The sequence below is a fragment of the Silvibacterium acidisoli genome (genome assembly GCA_022870745.1).
In the GTDB taxonomy this organism is placed as follows: Bacteria; Acidobacteriota; Terriglobia; order Terriglobales; family Acidobacteriaceae; genus Silvibacterium.
The window spans coordinates 4,351,910-4,373,472 of sequence record CP085323.1 but is presented as its reverse complement, the minus strand read 5'-3'; the positions used below and the strand labels follow the sequence as shown (position 1 = coordinate 4,373,472).

General features: G+C 59.4%; 20 protein-coding genes. 8 read left to right on the top strand and 12 right to left on the bottom strand.

What is annotated here, in order from left to right:
• Positions 1–144: 144 nt before the first annotated feature.
• Positions 145–1,323, bottom strand: coding sequence for a tetratricopeptide repeat protein (locus LJD29_RS18245; RefSeq protein WP_446742999.1), 1,179 nt, complete (start codon positions 1,321–1,323; stop codon positions 145–147).
• A 225-nt stretch (positions 1,324–1,548) separates the two neighbouring features.
• A complete protein-coding gene (locus LJD29_RS18240; RefSeq protein ID WP_446742998.1) occupies positions 1,549–2,205 on the bottom strand; it encodes a hypothetical protein in 657 nt (218 codons plus the stop codon).
• Positions 2,206–2,642: 437 nt separating this feature from the next.
• On the opposite strand from LJD29_RS18240, the gene LJD29_RS18235 reads away from it, so the two are divergent.
• A complete protein-coding gene (locus LJD29_RS18235; RefSeq protein WP_446742997.1) occupies positions 2,643–3,203 on the top strand; it encodes a hypothetical protein in 561 nt (186 codons plus the stop codon).
• On the opposite strand, the gene LJD29_RS18230 is transcribed toward LJD29_RS18235, so the two are convergent.
• Positions 3,100–3,324 carry a c-type cytochrome gene (locus LJD29_RS18230; protein WP_446745907.1) on the bottom strand — a complete coding sequence of 75 codons (225 nt, stop codon included), beginning with the start codon at positions 3,322–3,324 and terminating at the stop codon, positions 3,100–3,102. The genes LJD29_RS18235 and LJD29_RS18230 overlap by 104 nt on opposite strands.
• A gap of 319 nt (positions 3,325–3,643) precedes the next feature.
• Here LJD29_RS18230 and ribB point away from each other — a divergent pair, with 319 nt between their 5' ends.
• Entirely contained in the window at positions 3,644–4,825 is a 1,182-nt protein-coding gene (gene ribB, locus LJD29_RS18225; protein ID WP_446742996.1) for a 3,4-dihydroxy-2-butanone-4-phosphate synthase, read from the top strand.
• A 65-nt stretch (positions 4,826–4,890) separates the two neighbouring features.
• Entirely contained in the window at positions 4,891–5,382 is a 492-nt protein-coding gene (locus LJD29_RS18220; RefSeq protein ID WP_446742995.1) for a hypothetical protein, read from the top strand.
• A gap of 38 nt (positions 5,383–5,420) precedes the next feature.
• Here the strand turns inward: LJD29_RS18220 and LJD29_RS18215 are convergent, their stop codons facing one another.
• A complete protein-coding gene (locus LJD29_RS18215) occupies positions 5,421–6,875 on the bottom strand; it encodes a C45 family autoproteolytic acyltransferase/hydrolase (RefSeq protein WP_446742994.1) in 1,455 nt (484 codons plus the stop codon).
• A 95-nt stretch (positions 6,876–6,970) separates the two neighbouring features.
• A complete protein-coding gene (locus LJD29_RS18210) occupies positions 6,971–8,842 on the bottom strand; it encodes a tRNA nucleotidyltransferase/poly(A) polymerase family protein (protein WP_446742993.1) in 1,872 nt (623 codons plus the stop codon).
• A 195-nt stretch (positions 8,843–9,037) separates the two neighbouring features.
• On the opposite strand from LJD29_RS18210, the gene LJD29_RS18205 reads away from it, so the two are divergent.
• Positions 9,038–9,526, top strand: a complete 489-nt coding sequence (locus tag LJD29_RS18205; RefSeq protein WP_446742992.1) for a DUF6982 domain-containing protein — start codon at positions 9,038–9,040, stop codon at positions 9,524–9,526.
• A 19-nt stretch (positions 9,527–9,545) separates the two neighbouring features.
• Here LJD29_RS18205 and LJD29_RS18200 read toward each other — a convergent pair whose 3' ends face one another.
• A complete protein-coding gene (locus LJD29_RS18200) occupies positions 9,546–10,928 on the bottom strand; it encodes a DHA2 family efflux MFS transporter permease subunit (RefSeq protein ID WP_446742991.1) in 1,383 nt (460 codons plus the stop codon).
• A 93-nt stretch (positions 10,929–11,021) separates the two neighbouring features.
• On the opposite strand from LJD29_RS18200, the gene LJD29_RS18195 reads away from it, so the two are divergent.
• Both LJD29_RS18195 and LJD29_RS18190 read left to right on the top strand, forming a co-directional pair.
• Positions 11,022–11,636, top strand: coding sequence for a TetR/AcrR family transcriptional regulator (locus LJD29_RS18195; RefSeq protein ID WP_446742990.1), 615 nt, complete (start codon positions 11,022–11,024; stop codon positions 11,634–11,636).
• 270 nt (positions 11,637–11,906) lie between these two features.
• Positions 11,907–12,557, top strand: a complete 651-nt coding sequence (locus tag LJD29_RS18190) for an O-methyltransferase (RefSeq protein WP_446742989.1) — start codon at positions 11,907–11,909, stop codon at positions 12,555–12,557.
• 47 nt (positions 12,558–12,604) lie between these two features.
• Here the strand turns inward: LJD29_RS18190 and LJD29_RS18185 are convergent, their stop codons facing one another.
• A complete protein-coding gene (locus tag LJD29_RS18185; protein ID WP_446742988.1) occupies positions 12,605–15,088 on the bottom strand; it encodes an ABC transporter permease in 2,484 nt (827 codons plus the stop codon).
• 226 nt (positions 15,089–15,314) lie between these two features.
• Here LJD29_RS18185 and LJD29_RS18180 point away from each other — a divergent pair, with 226 nt between their 5' ends.
• Positions 15,315–16,265, top strand: coding sequence for a catalase family peroxidase (locus LJD29_RS18180; RefSeq protein ID WP_446742987.1), 951 nt, complete (start codon positions 15,315–15,317; stop codon positions 16,263–16,265).
• A gap of 86 nt (positions 16,266–16,351) precedes the next feature.
• Entirely contained in the window at positions 16,352–17,065 is a 714-nt protein-coding gene (locus LJD29_RS18175) for a hypothetical protein (RefSeq protein WP_446742986.1), read from the top strand.
• Between the two features lie 60 nt (positions 17,066–17,125).
• Here the strand turns inward: LJD29_RS18175 and LJD29_RS18170 are convergent, their stop codons facing one another.
• The 5 genes from LJD29_RS18170 to LJD29_RS18150 all read right to left on the bottom strand — a co-directional run bounded on the left by LJD29_RS18170 (position 17,126) and on the right by LJD29_RS18150 (position 21,487).
• Positions 17,126–18,082: a hypothetical protein gene (locus LJD29_RS18170; RefSeq protein WP_446742985.1), complete on the bottom strand. Its 957-nt coding sequence runs from the start codon at positions 18,080–18,082 to the stop codon at positions 17,126–17,128.
• A 53-nt stretch (positions 18,083–18,135) separates the two neighbouring features.
• Positions 18,136–19,068 carry a glutamate formimidoyltransferase gene (gene ftcD / locus LJD29_RS18165; protein ID WP_446742984.1) on the bottom strand — a complete coding sequence of 311 codons (933 nt, stop codon included), beginning with the start codon at positions 19,066–19,068 and terminating at the stop codon, positions 18,136–18,138.
• A 193-nt stretch (positions 19,069–19,261) separates the two neighbouring features.
• Positions 19,262–19,981, bottom strand: a complete 720-nt coding sequence (locus LJD29_RS18160) for an acyloxyacyl hydrolase (protein ID WP_446742983.1) — start codon at positions 19,979–19,981, stop codon at positions 19,262–19,264.
• An 84-nt stretch (positions 19,982–20,065) separates the two neighbouring features.
• The gene (locus LJD29_RS18155) at positions 20,066–20,815 is read right to left on the bottom strand and encodes a YebC/PmpR family DNA-binding transcriptional regulator (RefSeq protein ID WP_446742982.1); all 750 of its coding nucleotides are present in this window, start codon (positions 20,813–20,815) and stop codon (positions 20,066–20,068) included.
• A gap of 222 nt (positions 20,816–21,037) precedes the next feature.
• Positions 21,038–21,487 (bottom strand): MarR family winged helix-turn-helix transcriptional regulator, encoded by a 450-nt coding sequence (locus tag LJD29_RS18150; protein WP_446742981.1) that lies wholly within the window; start codon positions 21,485–21,487, stop codon positions 21,038–21,040.
• Between the last annotated feature and the right edge of the window lie 76 nt (positions 21,488–21,563).

Genomic DNA, 21,563 nt, shown 5'->3' with positions numbered 1-21,563 from the left:
CTTGCCAGAAAGAATACTGCAGAATGCTTTCCGGCGAGGCTTTAAGGACAATACGCAGTCCTTCCACAGATGGTTCCCGGCCCGAAAGAGCAGTGAAACGACTAGCGTCGTGATTCTCGGTGCTTCATAAGCATTCGGGGCTCTCTATTTCCCCGAATAAGCATCCTTCATGTACTTGCGTGCCTGGTCGGCCTGCACGGTATCGCTGCCTGCGTCGATGGTGGCCTGGTATTGCTGGCTGGCCTTGGCATGGTCATGCATCAGGTCGTAGGCCATTCCCGCAGCCAGCAGGCAACGGCGCTTCAGCTCGGGGCTGGTGGTGGATTCGTATGCACCCTTACGAAAGGTCTCCGCTGCCTCTGCATAGCGCTTCTGCCCGCGCAGCGTGTCTCCCAATCCGAAATAGGCAAGTTCAAGATGCGACGAGGGGAAATAGCCGGGCCGTTTCGCATCGGCCAGCAGCTTTTCGTACGCGGCGATAGCCTCATCTCCGTGGCCGCCGTCCTTGGTGAGGTTTGCGACTTCGAGATTAAAAAGGAAATCCCGAGGGTATTGTTGCGCAAGGCCGTGGGCTATATCTCCCGCTTCACCGTACTTCCCTTCGCGGCGCAGAAACAGCATCATGCAGGTACGCGATTCCACACTGGTGATCACGCCGTGAGCGGCGGAGTCACGCAGCATATCCATGCCTGTGCTGCGCGACCCGTGGATGCCGGCGATCCCGATCACCAGCTTGAACGCCAGCGGCAGCGCGCCAACCACGTACTGATAAACTCCCACCACCATCTTGGCATCGATGTATTTCGGATCGAGATCGAGAACGTGCTGGTTGTCGTTCTTCGCGCCCAGCGCCAGCTTTAGTCCCCCGCCAAAACTGCGCTCTACCATCGCCATGTATGACGCTTCGAGGCTGCGTGCCCATCCGCGGGCAAAAAGCGCGTTTACGTCGTTCGGGTTTTTTCCAAGGATTACGTTCGCCTGGCCGATGGCCTTGTCGGCGAGCGACTTTATCTGGTCGCGCGCAGCCGGATCTTCCACGACGGTGTGTTTACCGGTCAGAAACCCGTCGTTCGCATAGAAGGTCGTATCCAGCAGGTCAAGCCGGAAGAGTTCACGAAAAAGCGTGACGTAAAGAATGTAGTCAGTCGCGATCGGATCGTCAGGATGCTCGGACTGAACCTTGTGGAAGCCCTTGAGCGCGCCATCGTAATCCATGATGTAGAAGCGCTGAAAGGCTTCATGCACCTCAGGCGTTAGATTCAGCGGATCGGTATGCACGTCCTGGGCATGGAGCCCTGCGGACGCAACAAAAAGAAAGGTCAAACCGACTAGAATTCGCAGGGCAGCCGGGAGGAGTTTGAGCCGGAGAGCGGTCGCTTGTCGTGAATCCATCTGTCCTTGCATCTTAGACGAGAAACAGATGAAAGAAAGTCTCGTGTTCGAAAGTTGCGCCCGGTGATTCCCTGCTGATCCCTCCTACGAAACAATCCGCTTTACACTTCCATGAATATGCGGCCGAACCGCTACCAGCTCTGGGCAAATGCCCGCTTAGCGGAAGTGGTAGACGATTCCGGTACTCACAGTCGCCATCCTGATGTCATGCAGAGGGAAATACGTCCTGGTGTAAGAGAGCTCCACGATTCGCCAGGAGAAATGCTGGTACTGGCGATCGATTCCCCCGCTGAGCTGCCAGCAGGGTTCCCAGTCCGCTGAGATCGGCTTGTTCAGGTAGAGGGTACCTGAATCCTGTGCATCCGAAAATCCTCCGCCGAAATAAACGAAAGGTGCGAGGTATCTGCGGTTCAGCGGAGACATACCCGTCGCCGTGTCCGATCTTCTCACGGGCGGCCCGATACGGTATCCGGCCGTAAACGGCGCCTGGGAATAGCGCGCGGATATCGGATAGGTCCCTCCCCGCACCTCCGCGCCGATGAAAAGCTTTGCCTGGTAGAACGCTCCAAAATTGAAGCCAAGCGCGTTATCTGCATAAAGCGGAAACTGCGAGTTCTCTCCGCCAACGGTCGCGAACGCGCCGATATCGGCATCCCTGAACTGCTGGCCGTAGCCAGGCCGCGCTCCGCCGAACACAACGAGCAGAAGGATCGAAAGCAGTAGCGGAAATAAACGTTTGTTCGCAGGAAATATCTTCCCCGGCAACAGGGCGACTTCGAAATCCGTGCGCGTGTGGGCAGAGAGAATTGTCACAGAATGACTTTTGAGTGGCTCTGGCATGATTGGCATCCGGTCGCTTTGCGCTATGGCTCCTCTTACTCAGACAAATGGTCAAGCGATGCGATCCGCTCACATAACTTGCTGGAGATGTCTGACACCTAAAGAGATATAGGTCGATGCAAGGGCTGGACATTGATGTGCATCAACGATGCATATCAACCGGTTAACCAGTCGTATTCGACGAATATTAGTGCCCTGATTTTTGAGGAGGTGGAAGGTGCGCACTGCTATCCAGCGACTCGCGCTGAAGGCAGATCAAGGAAACACCAGCCCGGCGGCGGTATCTTTCAGACACTACTCAGCCAGTTCTATTCAGCCTCTGAAATTTTGCTCTTCTAAAAGGCTTTTCCGTGGCATTCACGATTTCGTTCATTGGACGGCCCAGCTAAATACTGCGGAGCGGTTAGCGGATGACCAGGAAAGAACTTCTTCATCTTCTCGTTGTGCGCGCGCATGCCAACGGTTTTGCCTTTCGCCAATGGTACCGCGCAACGATTGACCAGAAATGGACTGGGATGGAAACTGCCCTGAACATTCTCTCAACCGGTCATCGCTACTACGCGCTGCTCTTTTCTCATGCTTTTGCCGAAGCATTCTGGAAGCACGGCGAGCAGATGCAATTTACGGTTCCGGCTCGTGAGTTTATTCGCCTCAATAACCGTGGCGAAACGATCCGTGTGCAGCGCAAGGCTTATACCCGCCGGACACTCAAGCCAAATGCCTGGCGCTACCACCTGCGCGAAATGGCAGATGCCGAGGAACCGCTTCGCTACATCCGCAAATTTCTGGTCACAGAAGAGGAGCTCCAGGAGCAACTGACGGAGAACCGGGAAAACCTCCCCCTGTTCTCCGCCTACACCACGCGCTTCATTGCTGGGAAAAAGAACGTATCACTGAAACAAGATTCCAGATATCCTCCTCCTTCGCACGATCACCCTCCGGCGGCATCTGATCCTTCCCTTTCTGGATGATGTAGAAGAGCTCGCCATCCGTCATACCCTTGAGCGCGGCAGGATCGCGATAGTTCCGCAGGTTTAGCTTCATGTCGGCGGCCAGGTCGCCCTTACCGTCGCCGTTTGCCCCGTGGCACATCGCGCAATCGTAGCCATACATTTTCCGGGCATGCTCGAGCCCTTCAGGCGTTGGTTTGACGGGGTTGGTTTTCTGTGCGATTTCCGGCGGGACTTTGAATGCGGCAGGTGTTGCCGGAGGCGGCGCAGCCTGTGGCGGAGGCGAAGGAAGCGCCCACAGAAACAGCAGTAGCGGGAACAGCGCAAGACACTTAAGCACGGTAACCTCCTGGGTCGCAGGAATGCTGACCGCGCGCGATCATACGCCTTGCAGCGATGGGACGAAAAGAGTTTTTCATCCCATACTCGCCAACAACACGCGCCTGAAGGAAAATAGAGACATGCACGCTGATGCCATATTCACCGATGTTCCGGGAGCACTGGACGAGTTTCGCGCTGGACGCATGATCGTCGTCGTAGACGATGAAGATCGCGAGAACGAAGGCGACCTCACACTGGCTGCCGAGTTTGTCACTCCCGAAGCTATCAACTTCATGGCGAAATATGGCCGCGGCCTGATCTGTCTGACCCTGACCGAGGAACGTGCCGACTATCTGCGCCTGGGTCCCATGACGCAGCAGAACTCATCCCGCTTCGGTACGGCATTCACCGAGACGATTGAAGCGCGCGAAGGTGTTACCACCGGCATCTCCGCGGCAGATCGCTCCCACACCATCAAGGTTGCGATCGATCCGAATTCGACCTCGCACGATCTTGCCCGTCCCGGTCACACCTTTCCGCTGCGCGCCCGTCGCGGAGGCGTGCTGGTTCGCGCCGGCCAGACCGAAGCCTCGGTCGATCTCGCCCGTATGGCCGGTCTCGTTCCTGCCGGAGTGATCTGCGAAATCATGAACGATGACGGCACCATGGCCCGCGTTCCCGACCTCGTAAAGTTCTGCGCCGAGCACAACATGAAGATGCTCACCGTCGCCGAGCTCATCCGCTACAGGCTGCAGAATGAGCGCTACATTGTCCGCGTGGCCGAGAGTGTCTTGTCGACGCCCTACGGCGACTTCCGCGCCATCGCATACGAGAGTGAAGTGAACGGCGGCGAAAGCCACCTCGCCCTGGTGAAAGGAGACATCGGCAGCGATACCGCCGTCTCCACCGAACCGGTCCTGGTGCGCGTACATTCGCACTGCTTTGCCGGGGACATCTTCTCGGCAACCACCTGCGACTGCCATCGCCTCGTTCAGCAATCGTTGAAACAAATTGCAGAGGCCGGGCGTGGAGCGCTCGTCTACCTGCACAACACCAGCCGTGGCTTCGACATCGACCGTACCGTCCAACCGCATCGCATCCTTTTCCACCACGAATCGCGTGTTGTCGAGGATGATCGCCACCAGCGCATCCTGCGCCAGGTGGGTCTGGGCGGCCAGATACTATCCGATCTCAACATTCGCAAGATCCGCCTGCTGTCGAACCGGCCGACCCACGTGCCGGCTCTCCAGGGCTTCAATATCGAGATTGTCGAGCAGGTGCCGATCGAGGGCGAAGGCGCCGGTATCTGCACGGCCCGGTAGTTTCATTCGATCACTTTTGGCGGTTCCGTTCGACATGTAGGAAAATGGAACCGTTTCCGCGTCCAATGCGTACCGGATTCCAGGAGTTGACCGTGCACCGCATTCTTGCCTTCGTTGCCGTTCTCGCGCTGTTCGCCGTTGCGCCCCACGCACATGCCGAGGCGGATCGCGTGTCATATTTTCACGACATCACCATCGGTGAAGGCGAACAGGCCGACGATGCAGTTTGCCTGTTCTGTTCCATTCGAAACGATGGGGAAATCCGCTCCGATGCCGTAACCATTCTGGGCAGCGTTCACTCCAACGGACAGATCTCAGGAGACGCCGTATCGATTCTCGGGAGCCTGAGGTTGGGCGAAGACGCTCATGTCGGCGGAGACAGCGTGGCCGTGCTTGGCCAGCTTCGCTATCGCTCCGGCCAGATTGGCGGAGAGGCGGTCGAGCTTCCAGTCGTACTTGCGCTGATTCCGCTCGCGCTTCTTGCCCTGCTCGTCTGGGCCATTCGCGCGCTGGTCCGCGGATCGCGCAGTCCCTACTCGATGCCGCGCTGGCGGTAGCAGACACATAAGCATATTGGCAGGGCGTGGCGTGAGCCTCACCGGCCTGCGGTTTCGCCAGCCTTAAAGACAGTCCATGGACCGGCTTTCATGTCCTTCAGAATCGGCTTTTGCCATGAGTACTCTGGATGCGCGGCGAGAAACGGCTTCGCGATAAAGTCTTCGCCGCAGGGATGTCCGGCGCGGGCGACGAAACTCATCTTTCCAGCCATGTCACTGTCCGCGGCCTTGCCCTGCACGGCTCCCCCAGGATAGTAAGGTGCCCAGTCCCACTCCGGGACTCCCTCTTTTGCCGCGTCGACGTGTCCGCAAAGCGAGCGCTGGTCGGCATGCTTCTCGTGCAGAAAGCTGTCTTCGTGATCGGCCAGAAACTTCTCCGCCATCTCCACGTCGATCCTGCCTTTGTTCTGCGCCATTCTGCTCTCCCAGGTCACGCGGCGCGCATTGGGTGAGCTGCCCATGTCCTTAATGTCGAAGCCATCGGTTTCATCACGGATCAGCGCAGGATCGCGCGCGAAATTGGAGCTGACGAAATAGCCATCCTTCTTGCGCCAGACCGGCGTATGCTTCAGGCCCAGCTCGAGATACGCTATCTCTCCCGTCTTACGGTCGCCGATAAGCCAGTCATTGGCGTAACCGCCATTGTTGCCCTTTAGCATGGTGGCGATGTAGCCATCGATCGAGTCGGAGTACTGCAACGCGCGGCGCGAGCGAACGAATTCCGGAATGCCTTTCGAGTCCCAGCCGATGAACTGCGTGATCGTCGTCTCGGTCGCCATGATGCCCGCATCGTTTACGGCGAAGTCGTCCTGGCTGGTGATGAGCGAGGGCAGGCCATCCATCAGGATACGGTGCCCGTGTTCAGGTTGAATATCGAAGATGACCGTCCAGCGTTCGCCGTCGGCGTATGACGACCAGTTGTTATGCGCGATGACGATCTTTCCGTCCCTGGTATAGCTGCCGGTCGCGATAAATGCGCTGCAGTTACCCGGTGCCTTGATTTCCGGCCCGTCGTCGGGGCGCAGTCCATCGGCATGTTCCTGCTTGTCGAGCCAAGGCACGTAGTATTCCGTCAGCTCGATGTTGCCGTTCATGGCAACAATGTCCCACAGATCGAGATTACCGCCGTGCGCGGCGACCCCGGCGGCGATGCCTTTCAACTCCTGCTGATATTCGGCATCGATGTGCGGCCACAAAATGGTGCGCCCGGCGTCGCGGTAGAAGCTCCACTTGCGCTGCGTGCTGTGCTCAGCCTCGAGCTTCAGGACGCGATAGGTGTCTTCGATCTCTGCCGAAAGCAGGTAGCCATGCTGATAACCGATGTGTTCGGGCGAGCCCTGCAGGTGAACGTAGGTCCATCCGCCGCGCTCGAAGCGATAGGCTCCGTCGAGGCGCGGATCATGCTCGCTCTTGGGACTAGCTTTCTGAGCCGCGCACAGGGTGGCGGCGGAAACTAAAAGGACGGCGGCGGCGCGCGAAAGCCAGGCTGGCATGAGGTCTATCTCCGGTGAATGTAGAGACGATACTACATTGCCAGAGACAGTAAGGCCGCGAATTGGATTCGCGGCCCCGGTGGTCTGATTGATCTTTAGCGCTTTTTCTTGACCGGCTTCGCAACCGGCTTTTTCTTGACGTTCGCAATTGGCTTCGGAGCAGGCTTCTTCACCGGCTTCTTCTCAACCTTTGCTGGTTTGGCAGGCTTGGTCACCTTGGCGGCTGGCTTGGATGCAGGCTTGGCAGCTTTCTTTGCCGGAGCAGCCGGAGCCTTCTTGGCTGGCGCTGCGGGAGCCTTCTTCGCGACAGTCTTAACCGGTGCAACCGCTTTTTTCGCCGCCGGAGCCGGTGCTTCCTTCGCCTTCACCGGAGCGGGAGCTTCAGCCTTTTTCGCTGCAGCAGCCGGTGCCGGAGCCTTGGTCTCGGCAGGGGCAGGAGCTGGAGCCGCCTTCGCAGCTTTCTTCGCCGGCTTTGGCGCCGGAGGAATCTCAACGTCGGACTCGTCGCGGTCTTCCTCGTCGTCATCGGAATCGAGATCGTCATCGGAATCCATGTCGAGGTCGCCGTCTTCATCGTCTTCACCGCCACGGCCACGACGCGGGAAGTCTTCGTCGTCCATATCCTCGTCATCGTCCTTGACGCGCGCAGCAGCCTTCTTTCCGCGCGTGCGCTTGATGCTGACGGGCGGAGGAGGAGCGGGAGGCGAGTGCGGCTCGAGAAATGCCCGCATCTCTTCCTCGGTGGTGAGCTTGCCGTCGATGAGCTGGAAGAAAATCTCCTGCACGAGGTCCTGGTAGCCGGGCAGCTCGGGCACGATGCGCATTTCGAGCATCAACGCGGTCGGAATCTTCTGCCGGAACTCCGGCCACACGGTCAGGAAGTTCTTGAACTTTGTCTGCACTGCGGCGGTCTTGCTGGTGTAGGCGAGCCATGCCACCGGTTCCGGCGCGTAAGAAGTGAGCAGCCTCCAGGTAGCGGACGGTGCAGCGTTCGCCTTGTCGAGCAGAACCTTCTGAAACTCCTTCGCCGACTCTTCCAGGTTCTCCCACTGGGCGACAAACCCTTGGCGCGGGAACATCTTCTTGAGCGCGGCCAGGTCCTTGGGCTGCAGCTTGGCGGTAAGCAGCTCGGCCTGCGCGGCGGAGAGATCGGGATGAATGCCCTGGATCAAGAGCGGCAGGACAGCCTGCTGAAGAGCTTCGACGGCGTGAACGTCGGCCTTTGCGCTCGTCCATGCCGGGGCAAGATGCTTGAGCCATCCTTCGGTTTCCAGAGCCCTTAACGCCTTCAGGCCATCGTCTTCGTGCAAAATCTCTTCGATTTCGTAACCGGCCAGGTAGGGCGAAATCGAGCTGATCACTCCCTCTTCCTTGGCATTTTCATAGCGCTGCCTCGTGCGCTCGTCCATCTCAAAGCCGAGCCGCGATTGCAGGCGGATAGCGCGGAGCATACGCGAGGGTTCTTCGAGGAACCCGTAATTGCTCACCAGGCGCAGCGTACGGCTTTCGAGATCGGCAATGCCGTTCATCGGGTCGAGCAGCAGGCCATAGGAGCCCTCGTTCAACGAGATCGCCATGGCGTTGACGGTAAAGTCGCGGCGGCGCAGGTCGTCCAGGATCGGCGCCCAGTGGTAAACCGGCTTGCCCGGCTTGGGATATTCCTCGCTGCGGGAGGACGAGATTTCTACGCGAACGCCGTCTATCCAGAAGTACAGGGTGCGGGAAGGCTCATGCTCGCCCCAGAGAATGCCGCCAGCTTTCTCCAATGATTTCTTAAGCTTGAGAGCGTTTCCATAAACCGAGATATCAAGGTCGCGAACCGGAAAGCCGGTCGTCAGATCGCGGACTGCTCCCCCGGTCAGAAAAACGGTGACGCCAAGATCACGGGCTGCGTCGCGTACCTTTACCAGCACTTTTTGCTGCGCAGATGAAAGGCGATTTTCCAAAAGGTAAACGTAATCGGGCATGTTTTGCTCAGTTTCTCAAAAACCGGTCAGACCATCACGGCTAAAGTCTTCCAATACAATAACTTAAGGGCCGATCGACAAGCGACGCGAAACTACAATGTAACACACGGTAAACCTGTTGGCTACCGCTTTGCACAATTTCCGCTGCGTTTCGGTGTGTCCTTCGTGCAACAATCCATAAGAATCGAAACATCCATGTCGTCCAGCCGAAAAAAAGCGATCATCCGAGATTTCTCGCGGGACTGGATTGCGGGCTATCTTCCTCCGGATGGGTTTGTCGACGGAATCACCGTCGAGCTGCTCGGCCTGGACGGTAAGGTGCTCTCCCTGCCGATCGACGGAATGAAATGGATCTGCTTTGTGCGGGACTTCAACTCCGGCGAACCTGCCAATCCTGAACGGCTGCTGCGCAAGACATTCGCGGGGCGTCCCCGAGTTGAGGGCCTCTTCCTTCGCCTGCGCCTGAAGGACGGCGAACAGATCGAGGGCATCGCTGCCAACGACCTTAGCGTGGCAGCCGGCGAGGGACTCTTCCTTACCCCGCCCGATACCCGGTCGAATACCCAGCGGATATGGATTCCCCGCTCGTCCATGGAGGAATTGGAGGTTGTCGCCGTGATCGGAGGAGCGCCGAAGAAACGGGCGACGGCGACGGTACACGATGGCCAGGAAAGCCTTTTCTGATTTCTGCGGGTGCCTGCGTTTACCTGCGCTTCCCTTCAACCGCCCACGGAAGCTGGAGCGTGGCCACGAAGAGCAGGGCGTGCAGTCCGCAAAGCAGTAAAAAGGCATCCACGAAAGCCGTGGGGACAGCCACGGAGGCCATCTTCCAACCGAGAAAGGTCGCACAGGCGGTGGTAAACGCAGGCCCCCCAAGCCGCTGAACGATGTTCATCGAAGTCGTTGCCGTCGCGAGCTCTTCCTTTTTGACGGAAGCATACGCTCCCGAAATGGAAGGAACTCCAACCAGGGTCAGGCCCACCCCACGCAGGAAAAGAGCACAAAAGAGCAACGCGATTGACAGCCCGTGTCCGGCCATAAGAACGAAAGGCAGGGTGCCAAGCATGGCAGTCATGGCTCCGGCGGCGGCAAGTTTGCGAATGCCGAACCGCTCCGTGAGAGGCCCCATCCAGGGGAAGGTGCAGAGCATTCCTATCCCGAGGGGTGCGAGCAGCCATCCGGTTGCGCCGGGAGACTTGCCGCATGCGCGGATGAGGTAAATGGGAATGAGCATCTGTCCTGCAAACGCAAGCCCGTTAAGCAGGAACTGGGCCGTTGCCGCCACGGAAAAGACTTTGCTGCGGAACAACCGCAGATCGACAATCGCCTGACTCTTCTTACGGATAGCCACCAGGAAAAAACCTGCCAGCAGAAAAAGCGACAGGACGAATGCCATACGCCCAATACCCTGCGTGATCCGGTCTGCACCGTAGAGGAACAAAACCAGAGCCGGAGACAGGAGCAGAAATCCAGGAAGATCGAAACGTCTTGATCCCGCCGCCTCTCTTTCGCTCGGCAGAAAAGCCGCAGCCAGTATGAGTCCCAGCAATCCCAGCGGTAGATTGATGAAGAAGATCCAGCGCCACGAAGCGTATTGCAGAATGGCGCCCGCGAGAACCGGACCCAGGATAGGACCGAGCATCACAGGCATGGCCACATAGCCAAAAACACGGGCGATGTTCTTCCCCGCCACGCGCGCCATCACCATCTGCGCCAGCGGGGCCATGAGGCCTCCGCTCATGCCTTGCAGAACACGAAAGGCGATCAGCGATGGCGCGGACCAGGCTAATCCGCAGAGGCATGAACAGAGGGTGAACGCGGAGAAACACCACAGGTAAAGAGCCTTTGAACCGATGCGCTCTACGGCCCAGCCATTGAGTGGCAGCGTAAGCGCCAGCGCCAGCAGGTAGCCACTGATGACCCATTGAATCGTGGAAAGATCGCTGTGCAGGCTCACCGTCAGGCTCGACAGGGACACGTTGACCACAGTCGCATCCATCTGCGCCAGCAAGGAGCCGAGAACGGCTACCGCTCCAACCTTCCACACCAGGGCCGGGGAGCGGCTGGAGGTTGCTTCTTCAGGCATAAAACGTCTACCTCCGCGGAGATCATCAGGAAATCGAGGGTATCCTCGATTTCCTGTATTTAGAATATGAGGGTGTCCTCGATTTCGTCAAAGATGGTCCGAACCGCCCCGCGCCAGGAGCGTTCCGAGCGCCGCCTTGCCGGCTTTCTCGATGTTGCGGGGAAGCTCTTCGCCGAGGCCGGTTATGAGGGATTGACCATGACCGAAGTTGCGGCACTAAGCGGATCTTCGATCGGCGCGCTCTATAACTACTTCCCCGACAAGCAGTCCCTCGCCTTCACGCTGGCGAAGCAGTACGTTCAGGAACTGGAGGCGCGTTGGAAGCCCCTGATCGAGCAGGCCGGGGCGCTTACCCATGCTGAGTTTGCCGGCCTCTTCATCGACCGCATTACGGAGTTTGTGCGCGAACGGCCTGCTTATCTGAAGCTGGTCGCGGCTCCGGTTCGCTTCCGGCGCGATCCGGCGGCTCGCAAGGCTTCGAGGCTTACGATTGCGAAGGCGTTCCTCGCGCAGCATCCGCAGCTGGCGCAGGAGCGGGCGCTGCTGATCGCGAACGTCACCATCCAGATCGTTACGGGCATGATGGCGATGTACGAAGACGCAGACCAGACCGCCAAAACTGCCGTCGTGGACGAGTTCAAGAAAGTGCTGGCGTCGTACCTCGAGAATGCGCTGCCGGCCACCAGATCGAAACAGCCCGCAGGTTGACAGCAGACGCGAGTTCGCGACACACTGAGCTTGCTGCTGGCTTCCTGCCGCAGCCGTAAGCGTTCCCGTCAGCCAACGCACTTTTGAACCGTCAACTGGTTTGCAGCCAGTTGCGTGAAGGTGCGAACAGATGGCTAAGAAGGTCTTCATCACGGGAACCGCCGGGCTTATCGCTCATCCATTCCGCGATCAGATTCAACTTTCCCGACGCGCCTTCGTGCCGGATGAACGGCAGTTCACGTCTCCATCGTCAACTCAGGAAGGAAATCCATGAGCACTCTTAATTCACCGAATGTCTCCGCGTTGCTGGAACGGCTGTCGAACGAAACCGATGCGAGCATGCCTGCACTGGAGGCCGTAGCTCAATCCGAGGCATCGCGGCTCCTCACCAGCAGGACCGAATACCAGACACTTTACGGACTGCTGAAAGACATTCCGATCCCGGTTTCGCGCGAGACTGGGCTGCTGCTCTACATGCTGGCGCGGTCGACTCGGGCGAGACACATTCTGGAGTTCGGCACCTCGTTTGGCGTGTCGACCATCTACCTCGCCGCTGCTCTCCGCGACAACGGCGGTGGACGAATCATTACCACGGAGTTCGAGCCGTCGAAGGTGATTCGCGCCCGCAATCACCTGGCCGAAGCCAGGCTGTTCGACCTGGTGGAGATACGCGAAGGGGATGCGTTGCAGACGCTTTCGCGCGATCTGCCCGACACGCTCGATCTGGTGCTGCTCGACGGCGCCAAGGGGCTCTATGCGGACATCCTCGGCCTCATCGAAGACCGTCTGCGGCCCGGCTCGCTGCTGCTTGCCGACGATGCACATCACTGCCCTGAGTATGTGCAACACATTCGCGCGGACCAGCGGAAATATCTCTCCATTCCGCTGACAGGCGACCTCGAGCTCTCGATGCGCCTCTAGCAAGATCGCATCCCATGCACGGCGGAGCGCCGCTCCGCCGTGCATACCTATTCGCTTCTCAGGATCTCGACCGGCTCAATCGCTGCCGCGCGCATGGCAGGCAGCGCCGAAGCGATCAGCGCAAGCAGCAGCACCGCCGCCGCCGAGCCAGCGAGCACCAGCGGATCGTAGGCGCTGACGCCGAAGAGCAGGCTGCGCAGCAGGCTCGATGCGGCGAACGCCCCGGCAAGACCGAGGGCGCAGCCGACAGCGGCCAGCTTCGCGCCCGAGCCTACGACCAGCTTTACGATTCCCTGCCGCTGCGAACCGAGAGCCATGCGAATGGCCATCTCCTGCGAGCGCAGCGCGACCGAAAAAGCGATGACGCTGTATATACCGAGCACGGCGAGTATGACGGCGATCCCTGCAAAGGACGAGATGACACCCACGTTGAAGCGGCGCGCGGCCTCGCCTTCGGAGACGGTTTTCTCCATCGGCTGCACCTGAAACAATGCCAGTTGCGGATCGAGCGATCTGACCGTGGAATAAAGGGCATTCGTCAGTTGCTCAGGTGGCATGGCGCTGCGGAGGACGATGAAACCTGACTCGTCCGTGAACATTTCAGGCGCAAACAGGGGTGCAAACGAGGCCGCGTGCTGCTCGATCGGCTGATAAAGCTGGTAGCTGGTATCTTTGTCGGCTCCGTACTGCTTCACGTCCTCCACCTCACCAACAACTGTCAGCCACGGCAGCTTCGATTCCGGCAGTCCCCAGTGAATACGCCTGCCGATGGGGTCCTGACCGGGCCAGTAATGTTCGGCGAGTTTGCGGTTAACCAGGATTACAAGCTGCGAGTCGGCTTTGTCGGCTTCGTTCAGAAGGCGTCCGCGCAGCAGGTGGATATGCATGGCACGCAGGTAGTCGCCTTTGACCTCCGTGGGCCATACCAGGTTCATGGTGCCGGCAGGATTGACGTAGCCCTCGGCCTGGAAGCTGTTGTTCGCCTGCATGTCGTCCGCGGGCAGCATGGATGCGACAGATGCATTCGTCACGCCGGGAAGCTGGCGCAGCCGGTCGAGCAGTTCGCGCTGGAAGGCATTGATCTGTACCTGGGTTTTGTATTGCCGTGCCGGCAGTGTGAATCCTGCGGTCAGTACGTGATCGGGCTCGAAGCCGAGGTTGACTTCGCGCATCTTCTGAAAGCTGCGCAGCAGCAGGCCCGAGGCAGCAAGCAGCACCAGTGCGACAGCGATCTCGCCAATGACCAGTGTCGAGCGCAGCCGCGCATGCCCGCCTCCGGCGCTGCCGGTACGGCCACCCTCTTTCAGCGTCTCGTTCACGCTGGTGCGAATGGCAGCGAATGCCGGGGCGAGTCCGCAAAGTATTCCGGTGAGAATGCATAGAACAAGGGCGCAGCCGACGACCGGCCAATTGAGCCCGACTTCGCTCAGGCGCGGCAGCGAGTCGGGCAGCAGCTTCACGCCACCGCTGAGCAGGCCCGTCGCCAGGCACAGCCCCAGGAGCCCCCCGGTCACGCTGAGCACGAGGCTTTCGGCCAGCGTCTGCCCGATCACGGTTGCCGAATCTGCGCCGAGCGCGAGCCGAACAGCGACTTCGCGGCGGCGGCGGATGGCGCGGACCAGCAGCAGACCGGCGAGGTTGGCGCACACGATCAAGAGGACCACGACGACCGCCAGCAGCAGTGTCCGCAGCAGAGGCCGCGCACTGCCGACGGTGTCATCGTGCAGGTCAGTGACCGAAGCCCTGATGTGAATGCTGTTCATGAAGGCTGGAAAGCCCGCTTCGACCTCGCGGGTGACGCGGCTGGTGTCGTCCTGCGCCTGCTGGATCGTCATGCCGGGCTTCAGGCGCCCGACCATGTGGTAGTTCCACGAGCCCTTCGCAACCTCATTCAACTCGTCGGCCCGCAGGCTGAGCGGCACCCATAGTTCGCTGCGGTTCGGTTCACCCGGAACCACCGGGAACTCGAAGCCGCGAGGCATGACTGCGGTGATCTCGTAAGGCTGTCGGTCAAGCAGGATCTTGTGGCCGAGTACGGCCTTGTCGCCATGAAAGCGACTCATCCATGTCGAGTAGCTGAGCACGGCCAGTTGCGCATGCTGCTCCTCCTGCTGGCGGTTGAAGACCTGGCCAAGCAGCGGCTGCACTCCCAGCACCGTGAACATGTCACCAGAAAGCCGCGTGCCGGAAATAAACGCCGGCTCGCCGCTTCCCGCGAGCTCATAGTTTGTAGTGCGGTAAGCTCCAAGGCTGCTGTAGGCATGCGTGTCCCGAAGGTAGGTGGCAATCTCCGGACTGGTAACGCTCGGGCCGCCCAGACCATCGCCGTCGCCAAGGATTCTTTCACCCACCACCACAAGCCTGCCGGGGTCTGCAAAAGGCAACGGACGCAATAGCACCGCCTCAACAATCGAGAAGATGGAGGTGGTCGCACCGATGCCGACGGCCAGCATTCCGATGGCAAGCAGGCTGAAGCCCGGGGCCTTTCTTAAGTGACGAACTGCGGTGCGGAACGAGGAGAGGATCAACATGGCCGGTGCTCCTTCGGGAACGTGTCAGACATAGACGTGCAGGTAGAGTGCCAAACCCTCGGCCACTAAATGCCTGAATCCAGATACGCAGCGGGCGGTCCGCTGGTTCGCCGGGCGTCCACATCGCGATCGCAGTGTCCGCACATGGACAGCTTTCGATTTCCACAAACGGCAACATCTCAGTGTTTAGAATCGGCTCATCCCAGATTTGTGAGGAACCTCGACGATGCCGCTACCCACGGATGAGAAGCTTCTGGCTCTCAGCAAAGATCTTCTGGATCAATTCGACGCTCTCTTCGGCCTTCATCCCGGCTTCCGGCCTGCGCACGCCAAAGGCGTGATGCTCTCCGGAACCTTTGCCCCCGCTCCGGAGGCCTCCAAGCTCACCAGCGCTGCGCACATCGTTCGCGAGTCGACGCCTGTCCTGGTGCGTTTCTCGAACTCGACCGGCCTGCCCACGATTCCCGACACCGACGGCAACGCCGATCCTCGTGGCATGGCAATTCGCTTCATGCTGGCTGAGCATACGCACACCGACATTGTGAGCCACTCTACGGACGGCTTCCCGACGCACACTGGCGGAGAGTTCCTGGAATTCCTGCGCGCGGTCGCAGCGTCGAACGGCGCAACAGAACATCCAACTCCGGTCGAAGCATTCCTCGGCTCGCACCCCGCGGCGCTGGCCTTCGTGCAGACACCCAAGCCTGCGCCAACCAGCTTCGCCCGCGAAACCTACTTCGGCGTGACCGCGATGAAGTTCACGAATGCCGATGGCGCGAGCCGCTTCGGGCGCTATCGCATTCTGCCGCAGGCCGGCAACGAATTTCTCGACGACGCGGCCAAGGCGGCGAAGCCGGAGAACTACCTGATGGACGAGATCGCAGAGCGCTTGAAGTCCGCGCCGGTAAAGTTCGATATCTCCGTCCAGCTGGCCGAGGACGGCGACACAGTAGATGACGCCACGATCCATTGGCCAGAGACCCGGACGCTGCATCCCCTTGGAACGGTCACCCTCGACAAGGTTCTTGAAGATGGGCCGCACCAGGCGCAGCACATCATCTTCGATCCGATTCCGCGCGTTGAAGGCATCGAGCCCTCGGACGATCCGCTGCTCGAACTGCGTGCGGCGATCTATCTTCTCAGTGGACGGCGCAGGCGCTCGGCGCCTGCGGTGTAAAAAAAGCTGACCCGTCCACGGGTTTGATTTAGATTTGTGACGCTGTTCCCCCGCTTATCCTTGTGCAATTTCCGGAGGTTCAGGTAGTGGCAACAGCCGTCAAAGCTCTCCGTCCTGCATCACCGGATAGAACCTTCTATCCGGTGATGTGCCTATACATGCTCGCCACAGTCTGGATCGGCTTTTACAAAAGCTACTTCGGCGCCGGCATGGTCACAGCGAAGCTGCCCACAACCCTGGTCCACGTCCATGCGGTCGTTTTCACGCTCTGGATGATCCTGCTCACGGTGCAGATCGGACTGGTGAGTGCGCGGAAGGTCCGGATTCACATGCAGCTTGGCCTGTGGGGATTCGGGCTGGCCGGGCTGATGATCGCGCTGGGACTGAGCACCGCGATTCAATCGATGAAGAGAGGGATGGTACCGCCTGGCTTTCCGCCGGACCCTCGCGTCTTCTTCGTGATTCCCTTTTCAGACGTCGTGATCTTTACGCTTTTCGTCGCGCTCGGTTACGCGCTGCGTCGCAAGGCAGCAGCCCATAAGCGAGCGATCCTGATTGCGAACATCATGATCATGGACGCACCGCTGGGCCGGGTGGGAATCGCACACGGAATTCCGGTAGCGACCGCGGTATGGGCCTCGATGCTCGTCATCATGATGATCTACGACGGATTCACGCTACGGAAGATTCATTGGATGACGCTGTTGGGCACAGCTGTCATTGTCGGTGCCGTGGCGGTGAGGATTCCGCTGGCGCAGATGCATCCGTGGCTCGCGTTTGCGGACATGCTTAAAAACTAGGATTCAGAAAACAGGGATCAGGGATTGGCGCACCAGCCGATTCCTGATCCCTGTTTTCTGTTACTTGGACACTACTGTCTGGAAGAGCGACGACTGCAGCAGGCTCGAGAACTGGCTGTCGCTGGCGGCGAAGCGTACTTCGAGAGTTCCGCCGCTGGAGTCGATCGAGGTCTCGTCGATGGCCGCCTTCTCGTCATCCGATCCGCTGACCTTCTTGTACATGGCGGCGGCATTCAGCAGCGACGACATTGTGGCGGCGGTGAACACGTCGGGCGTCATGACATCGAGCGAGAACTTTACGCCGTTCTGGAAGTTCATGGTGTAGCGCGAACCGAGCAGACGCTTCTTGACCGATCCATAATCGGCAAGCTGGGAAGCCTGGCCGAGCAGGCCCTTCATCATGTACTCGGTGCCCTTCTGGTCGAGAATGCTCCACAGGGGCTGGCCATCGACCGCTCCCATCTGCTGCAGCAGGTCGGAATTCGCAGTCAGGTTCTGCTGTAAACCGTCGCGGGCGTCCAGCGCGGGCTTGAGAGACTCAAGCGACCCGAAGACCATGGTCGTGGGGTTGAGAAAGACGACCATCATACCGCTCGCACCCATCGGATAGAGCTGATTGGTGCGGTAGTTCGTGACCTTCACCTTCTTTTTCTTCATGGCGGCCACGATATCCGTCACGGAAAACTGTCCCTGCGCCACGCCGATCACGCGGGTGTCGTCACCCTGCCCATGCCGGTAAGCCGCAAAGGCGAGTGAGTCGACGTCATGATTTTCATTGAAGCCGGAGACTCTAAGGGCTTGTTCAAGCTGCTTGATCTCGGGCGGCAGCACGCGGGCCTTCAGGTCCATGGCGGCCGGCGAGTTCTGCATGGCGCGATAATCGACAACGATAATCTGCTGTACGTCGATCGGAATAACGGTACGGGCGTCGGTATCAAGCTGCGCTGCATGGGCCAGGGGAGCGACCATGCAAAGTGCCGCGGCTGCCAGGCAGGTAATCTGTTTTGCGAACTTCATCAATTTATTGCCTCCGGACCCCAGGGTCCTTTGCCTCTTGGGCTGTGCAATTTCTATTTTAGACGCGAACCGGAATGTGCTGGCACCGGCCAGCTCAAAGGCGACCGGAGCTTGCGCTCCAGGATCTTCTCTTCCGGGTCGAATTCATGGAATAGACGCAGCCACTCGCTTTCCTGCTCAGCCGCTTCCTCGGGAATGAGCCCGATCAGCTCCCCGCGCACGATCGAGACCTTAAATCGCGCCGCTTTCTCGGCAATAGCGGCATAAACGGTGCTGAGCGGGGTCTGGCGGTAGTCGGTGATGTTCATGGAAATCTGGGCCTCTCCATGGGCAAGTACTCCCATAGCCTTTACGCCGCTCAGGCCACCGCCGGATGCGCGGATTTCGCGGGCAATGGCACGAGCGGTCGCCACGTCGGAGGTGTCCAGGTAGAGATTCCAGGCAATCAGGAAGCGGCGGGCACCCACGGCGCAGGCCCCGGCAGTGGGGTGAAGCGAAGGGCCACCCACGTCCGGACGGCGGGCGACCTCGCGGCGTACCGCATCTCGCAAACCCTCGAACTGGCCGCGGCGCACCTCTTCGAGCAGGGCCCTGTCCGGACGGGCAGCGGCCGCTTCATAGAAATACACCGGAATGCCGCAGCTTTCCCAGATCATCTGCCCGGCCTGCCGGGCGAAGAGGACGCACTGCTCAAGGGAGATGTCTTTCACGGGAACGAAAGGAATGACATCCGCCGCGCCGATGCGTGGATGGACCCCTTGCTGCGAAGTGAGGTCTATCAGCTCCGAGGCTTTGCAGGCTCCGCGCACAGCGGACTCGATCACGGCAGCAGGCGACCCGGCGATGGTGACGACCGAGCGGTTGTGGTCTGGGTCCCGCGAAAAGTCGAGCAGGGATACTCCGTCGACCGCCATGGCGGCGACGATCGCCTCGACTACGGCGGGGTCACGGCCTTCGGAGAAGTTTGGAACGCATTCGATCAGCATTTTTCAGGGCTCAGAGCACAGAGCTCAGGGCTGAGTTACTGTAATCCGTTTGTATTTCTTAGGCCAGAATTTTGGAGAAAGCAAGGGGCAGGAATGGGCGCAAGGGTAGTGATTAGAAACCAGGGATCAAAAGGCTTGTCATGCCGAATAACTTTCTAATCCCTGATTCCGATTTCCTATCCCCTGCTTTTTCCTACTTCCACCAGGTGTAGCCGACCTGGAACTGCACGCTGGCATTGACGCCGGGGTTGCGGTCTCCGAGCGAAGCGCTCGAGATGTGGATCGCATTTGCAGAGAAGTCGACCGAGCGATGCGGCTTCACGAAGTAGTGGAAACCGAGGCCGAACTGCGGCGTGAAGTTAAAGACACTCGTGCCGCCCGGCTGACCATGATCGACAAGGATATCCGGCGGATACTTGTGCGTGGTGTAAATCAACCCGCCAGCGCCCTGGATATAAGGCGCGAAGCGGCGTGCAGGCACGAAGTTCCAGCGCAGGATGATGGGCGTGATGCTGACACCGGTATAGGTGCCACCGCCGTACGGAAGGTTTTCCGTACCGAGATACTGACCGCTCTGGCTGTAAATCTTGGTCTGGGCGTAATGCGGATCCGGCGTGAACGACTGCCAGTAGGGCATGAGCTCGCCCGCGTATTCGAACTGGCCGCGGAAGATGCTGCCCAGGTGCGGGTCGGTGATGACCTTGCCGACACGTACACCGGCAGAGGTGAAGGTGAAGTTGTCGCGGTCGCCTTCGCCGAGTCCCCCCTGGAAGAACGCTCCGATCTCCCACGGATCACGTGCGAGCTCGGTCTTTGCCGGGGCCGGGTCGTCCGCGGGTTTCGTTTGGGCATGAAGGCTGAAAGGCACGAAGGCCAGTACGAGGGCGAGGAAAGAGAGGAATCGCTTACTCATCGGGCTATGCATTCGGGGTAGTACTCTTCTCCAGAAAAGAAAGGCCGCCTCGACGGCGGCCCTTGTGACCGTTGATGGAAGCGCTCAGCCTGCTACTTCTTCGAGCTGTGCGGCATCCATGTCGAAATTAGAATAAACATTCTGCACGTCGTCGTGATCTTCGAGAACTTCCAGCAGGCGCAGGCACTGATTCGCCGCCGCACCTTCAAGCTTGGTGTAGGTGGAGGCGATCATGGTCACTTCCGAATGCAGTGGCTCGATTCCGGCTGCCTTGACTGCTTCGGAAACCGCTTCCCAGTTTGCAGGGTCGGTTGTAATCTCCCAGTTCTCGCCTTCGTCGTTCAGATCTTCGCCACCGGCCTCGAGCACAATGCCCATGAGCTTGTCTTCATCGGCGGCGTCCTTGGCGATCGCGATGATGCCCTTCTTGGTGAACATGAAGCGGACCGAGTTCGGCTCACCGAGGTTGCCGCCGTTCTTGGTGAAGGCATGACGGATTTCGCTGACAGCGCGATTGCGATTGTCCGTGGTGCAATCGACAATGATCGCAACGCCGCCGGGTCCGTAACCTTCGAAAGAGATTTCTTCATAGACCGCGCCGGGCAGCTCACCGGTACCGCGCTGAATGCCGCGCTTGATGTTGTCGGCCGGCATGTTCTCAGCCTTGGCCGCAGCGATAGCAGTTCGCAGGCGGGGATTGCCGTCGGGGTCGCCGCCTCCCTGGCGGGCAGCGATGGTGATTTCCTTAATGAGGCGGGTGAAGATCTTGCCGCGCTTGGCGTCGAGTGCGCCCTTCTTGTGCTTAATTGTCGCCCATTTAGAATGGCCGGACATACAGGACCTCGGAAGTCGAATCTCGTGAGTCTTACGGCGAAGTGCTGGGAAACAAGGATGCTTAAGAGCAACCGCCGCAACAACTAAGTATATCAGGCACTCGCCGTGCAGGCAGCCGCCGCTTCGCGGCCTTTGTTTCGTGGCCTGCCCTTCTGACAGGAATGTGGTTAGCCGCCATCATCGCCCAGTTGTCACTCCTCGCGTCGTTGGGAATGGCAGCACTCACGCCAAAGCCGCCAACCCCAGATGAAGAGGAGCCGAGGTCTGCTCGGGCAGGCTTTTTTCGAGCGCGGCATGCTGCTCGATCCAGATAGGCATGGCCTGGGCCAGCAGCAACTGCCCTTCCTCGGTGAGCACGAGCAGGCGGCTTCGGCGATCGTTCTTGTCAGACCGCGACTCGACTAACCCTCTGCGTTCGAGCGGCTTCAGCGCCGCAGTCAACGTAGTGCGATCCATGGCCAGCAGCCGGGCGACCGAGGATAGTGGAGGCGGCTCCGGGCGATTCAGCGACATAAGGAGAGAAAATTGACCGTTGGTAAGCTTCAGGGGACGAAATGCTTCGTCAAAGCGACGGGCGAGCGCCCTGGCCGCCCTTTGAACCTGCAGACAGAGACACGTATCACGCACGAGCAGTGTAGTCTCGTACGGTACGGGCCTGCGGCAGGTTGACATGACAATAATTATGTTGATATCAACGTAAGATGTCAAGCAGTCCGTGCGCTATTCCATTTCGAATACTGGAGAAAAT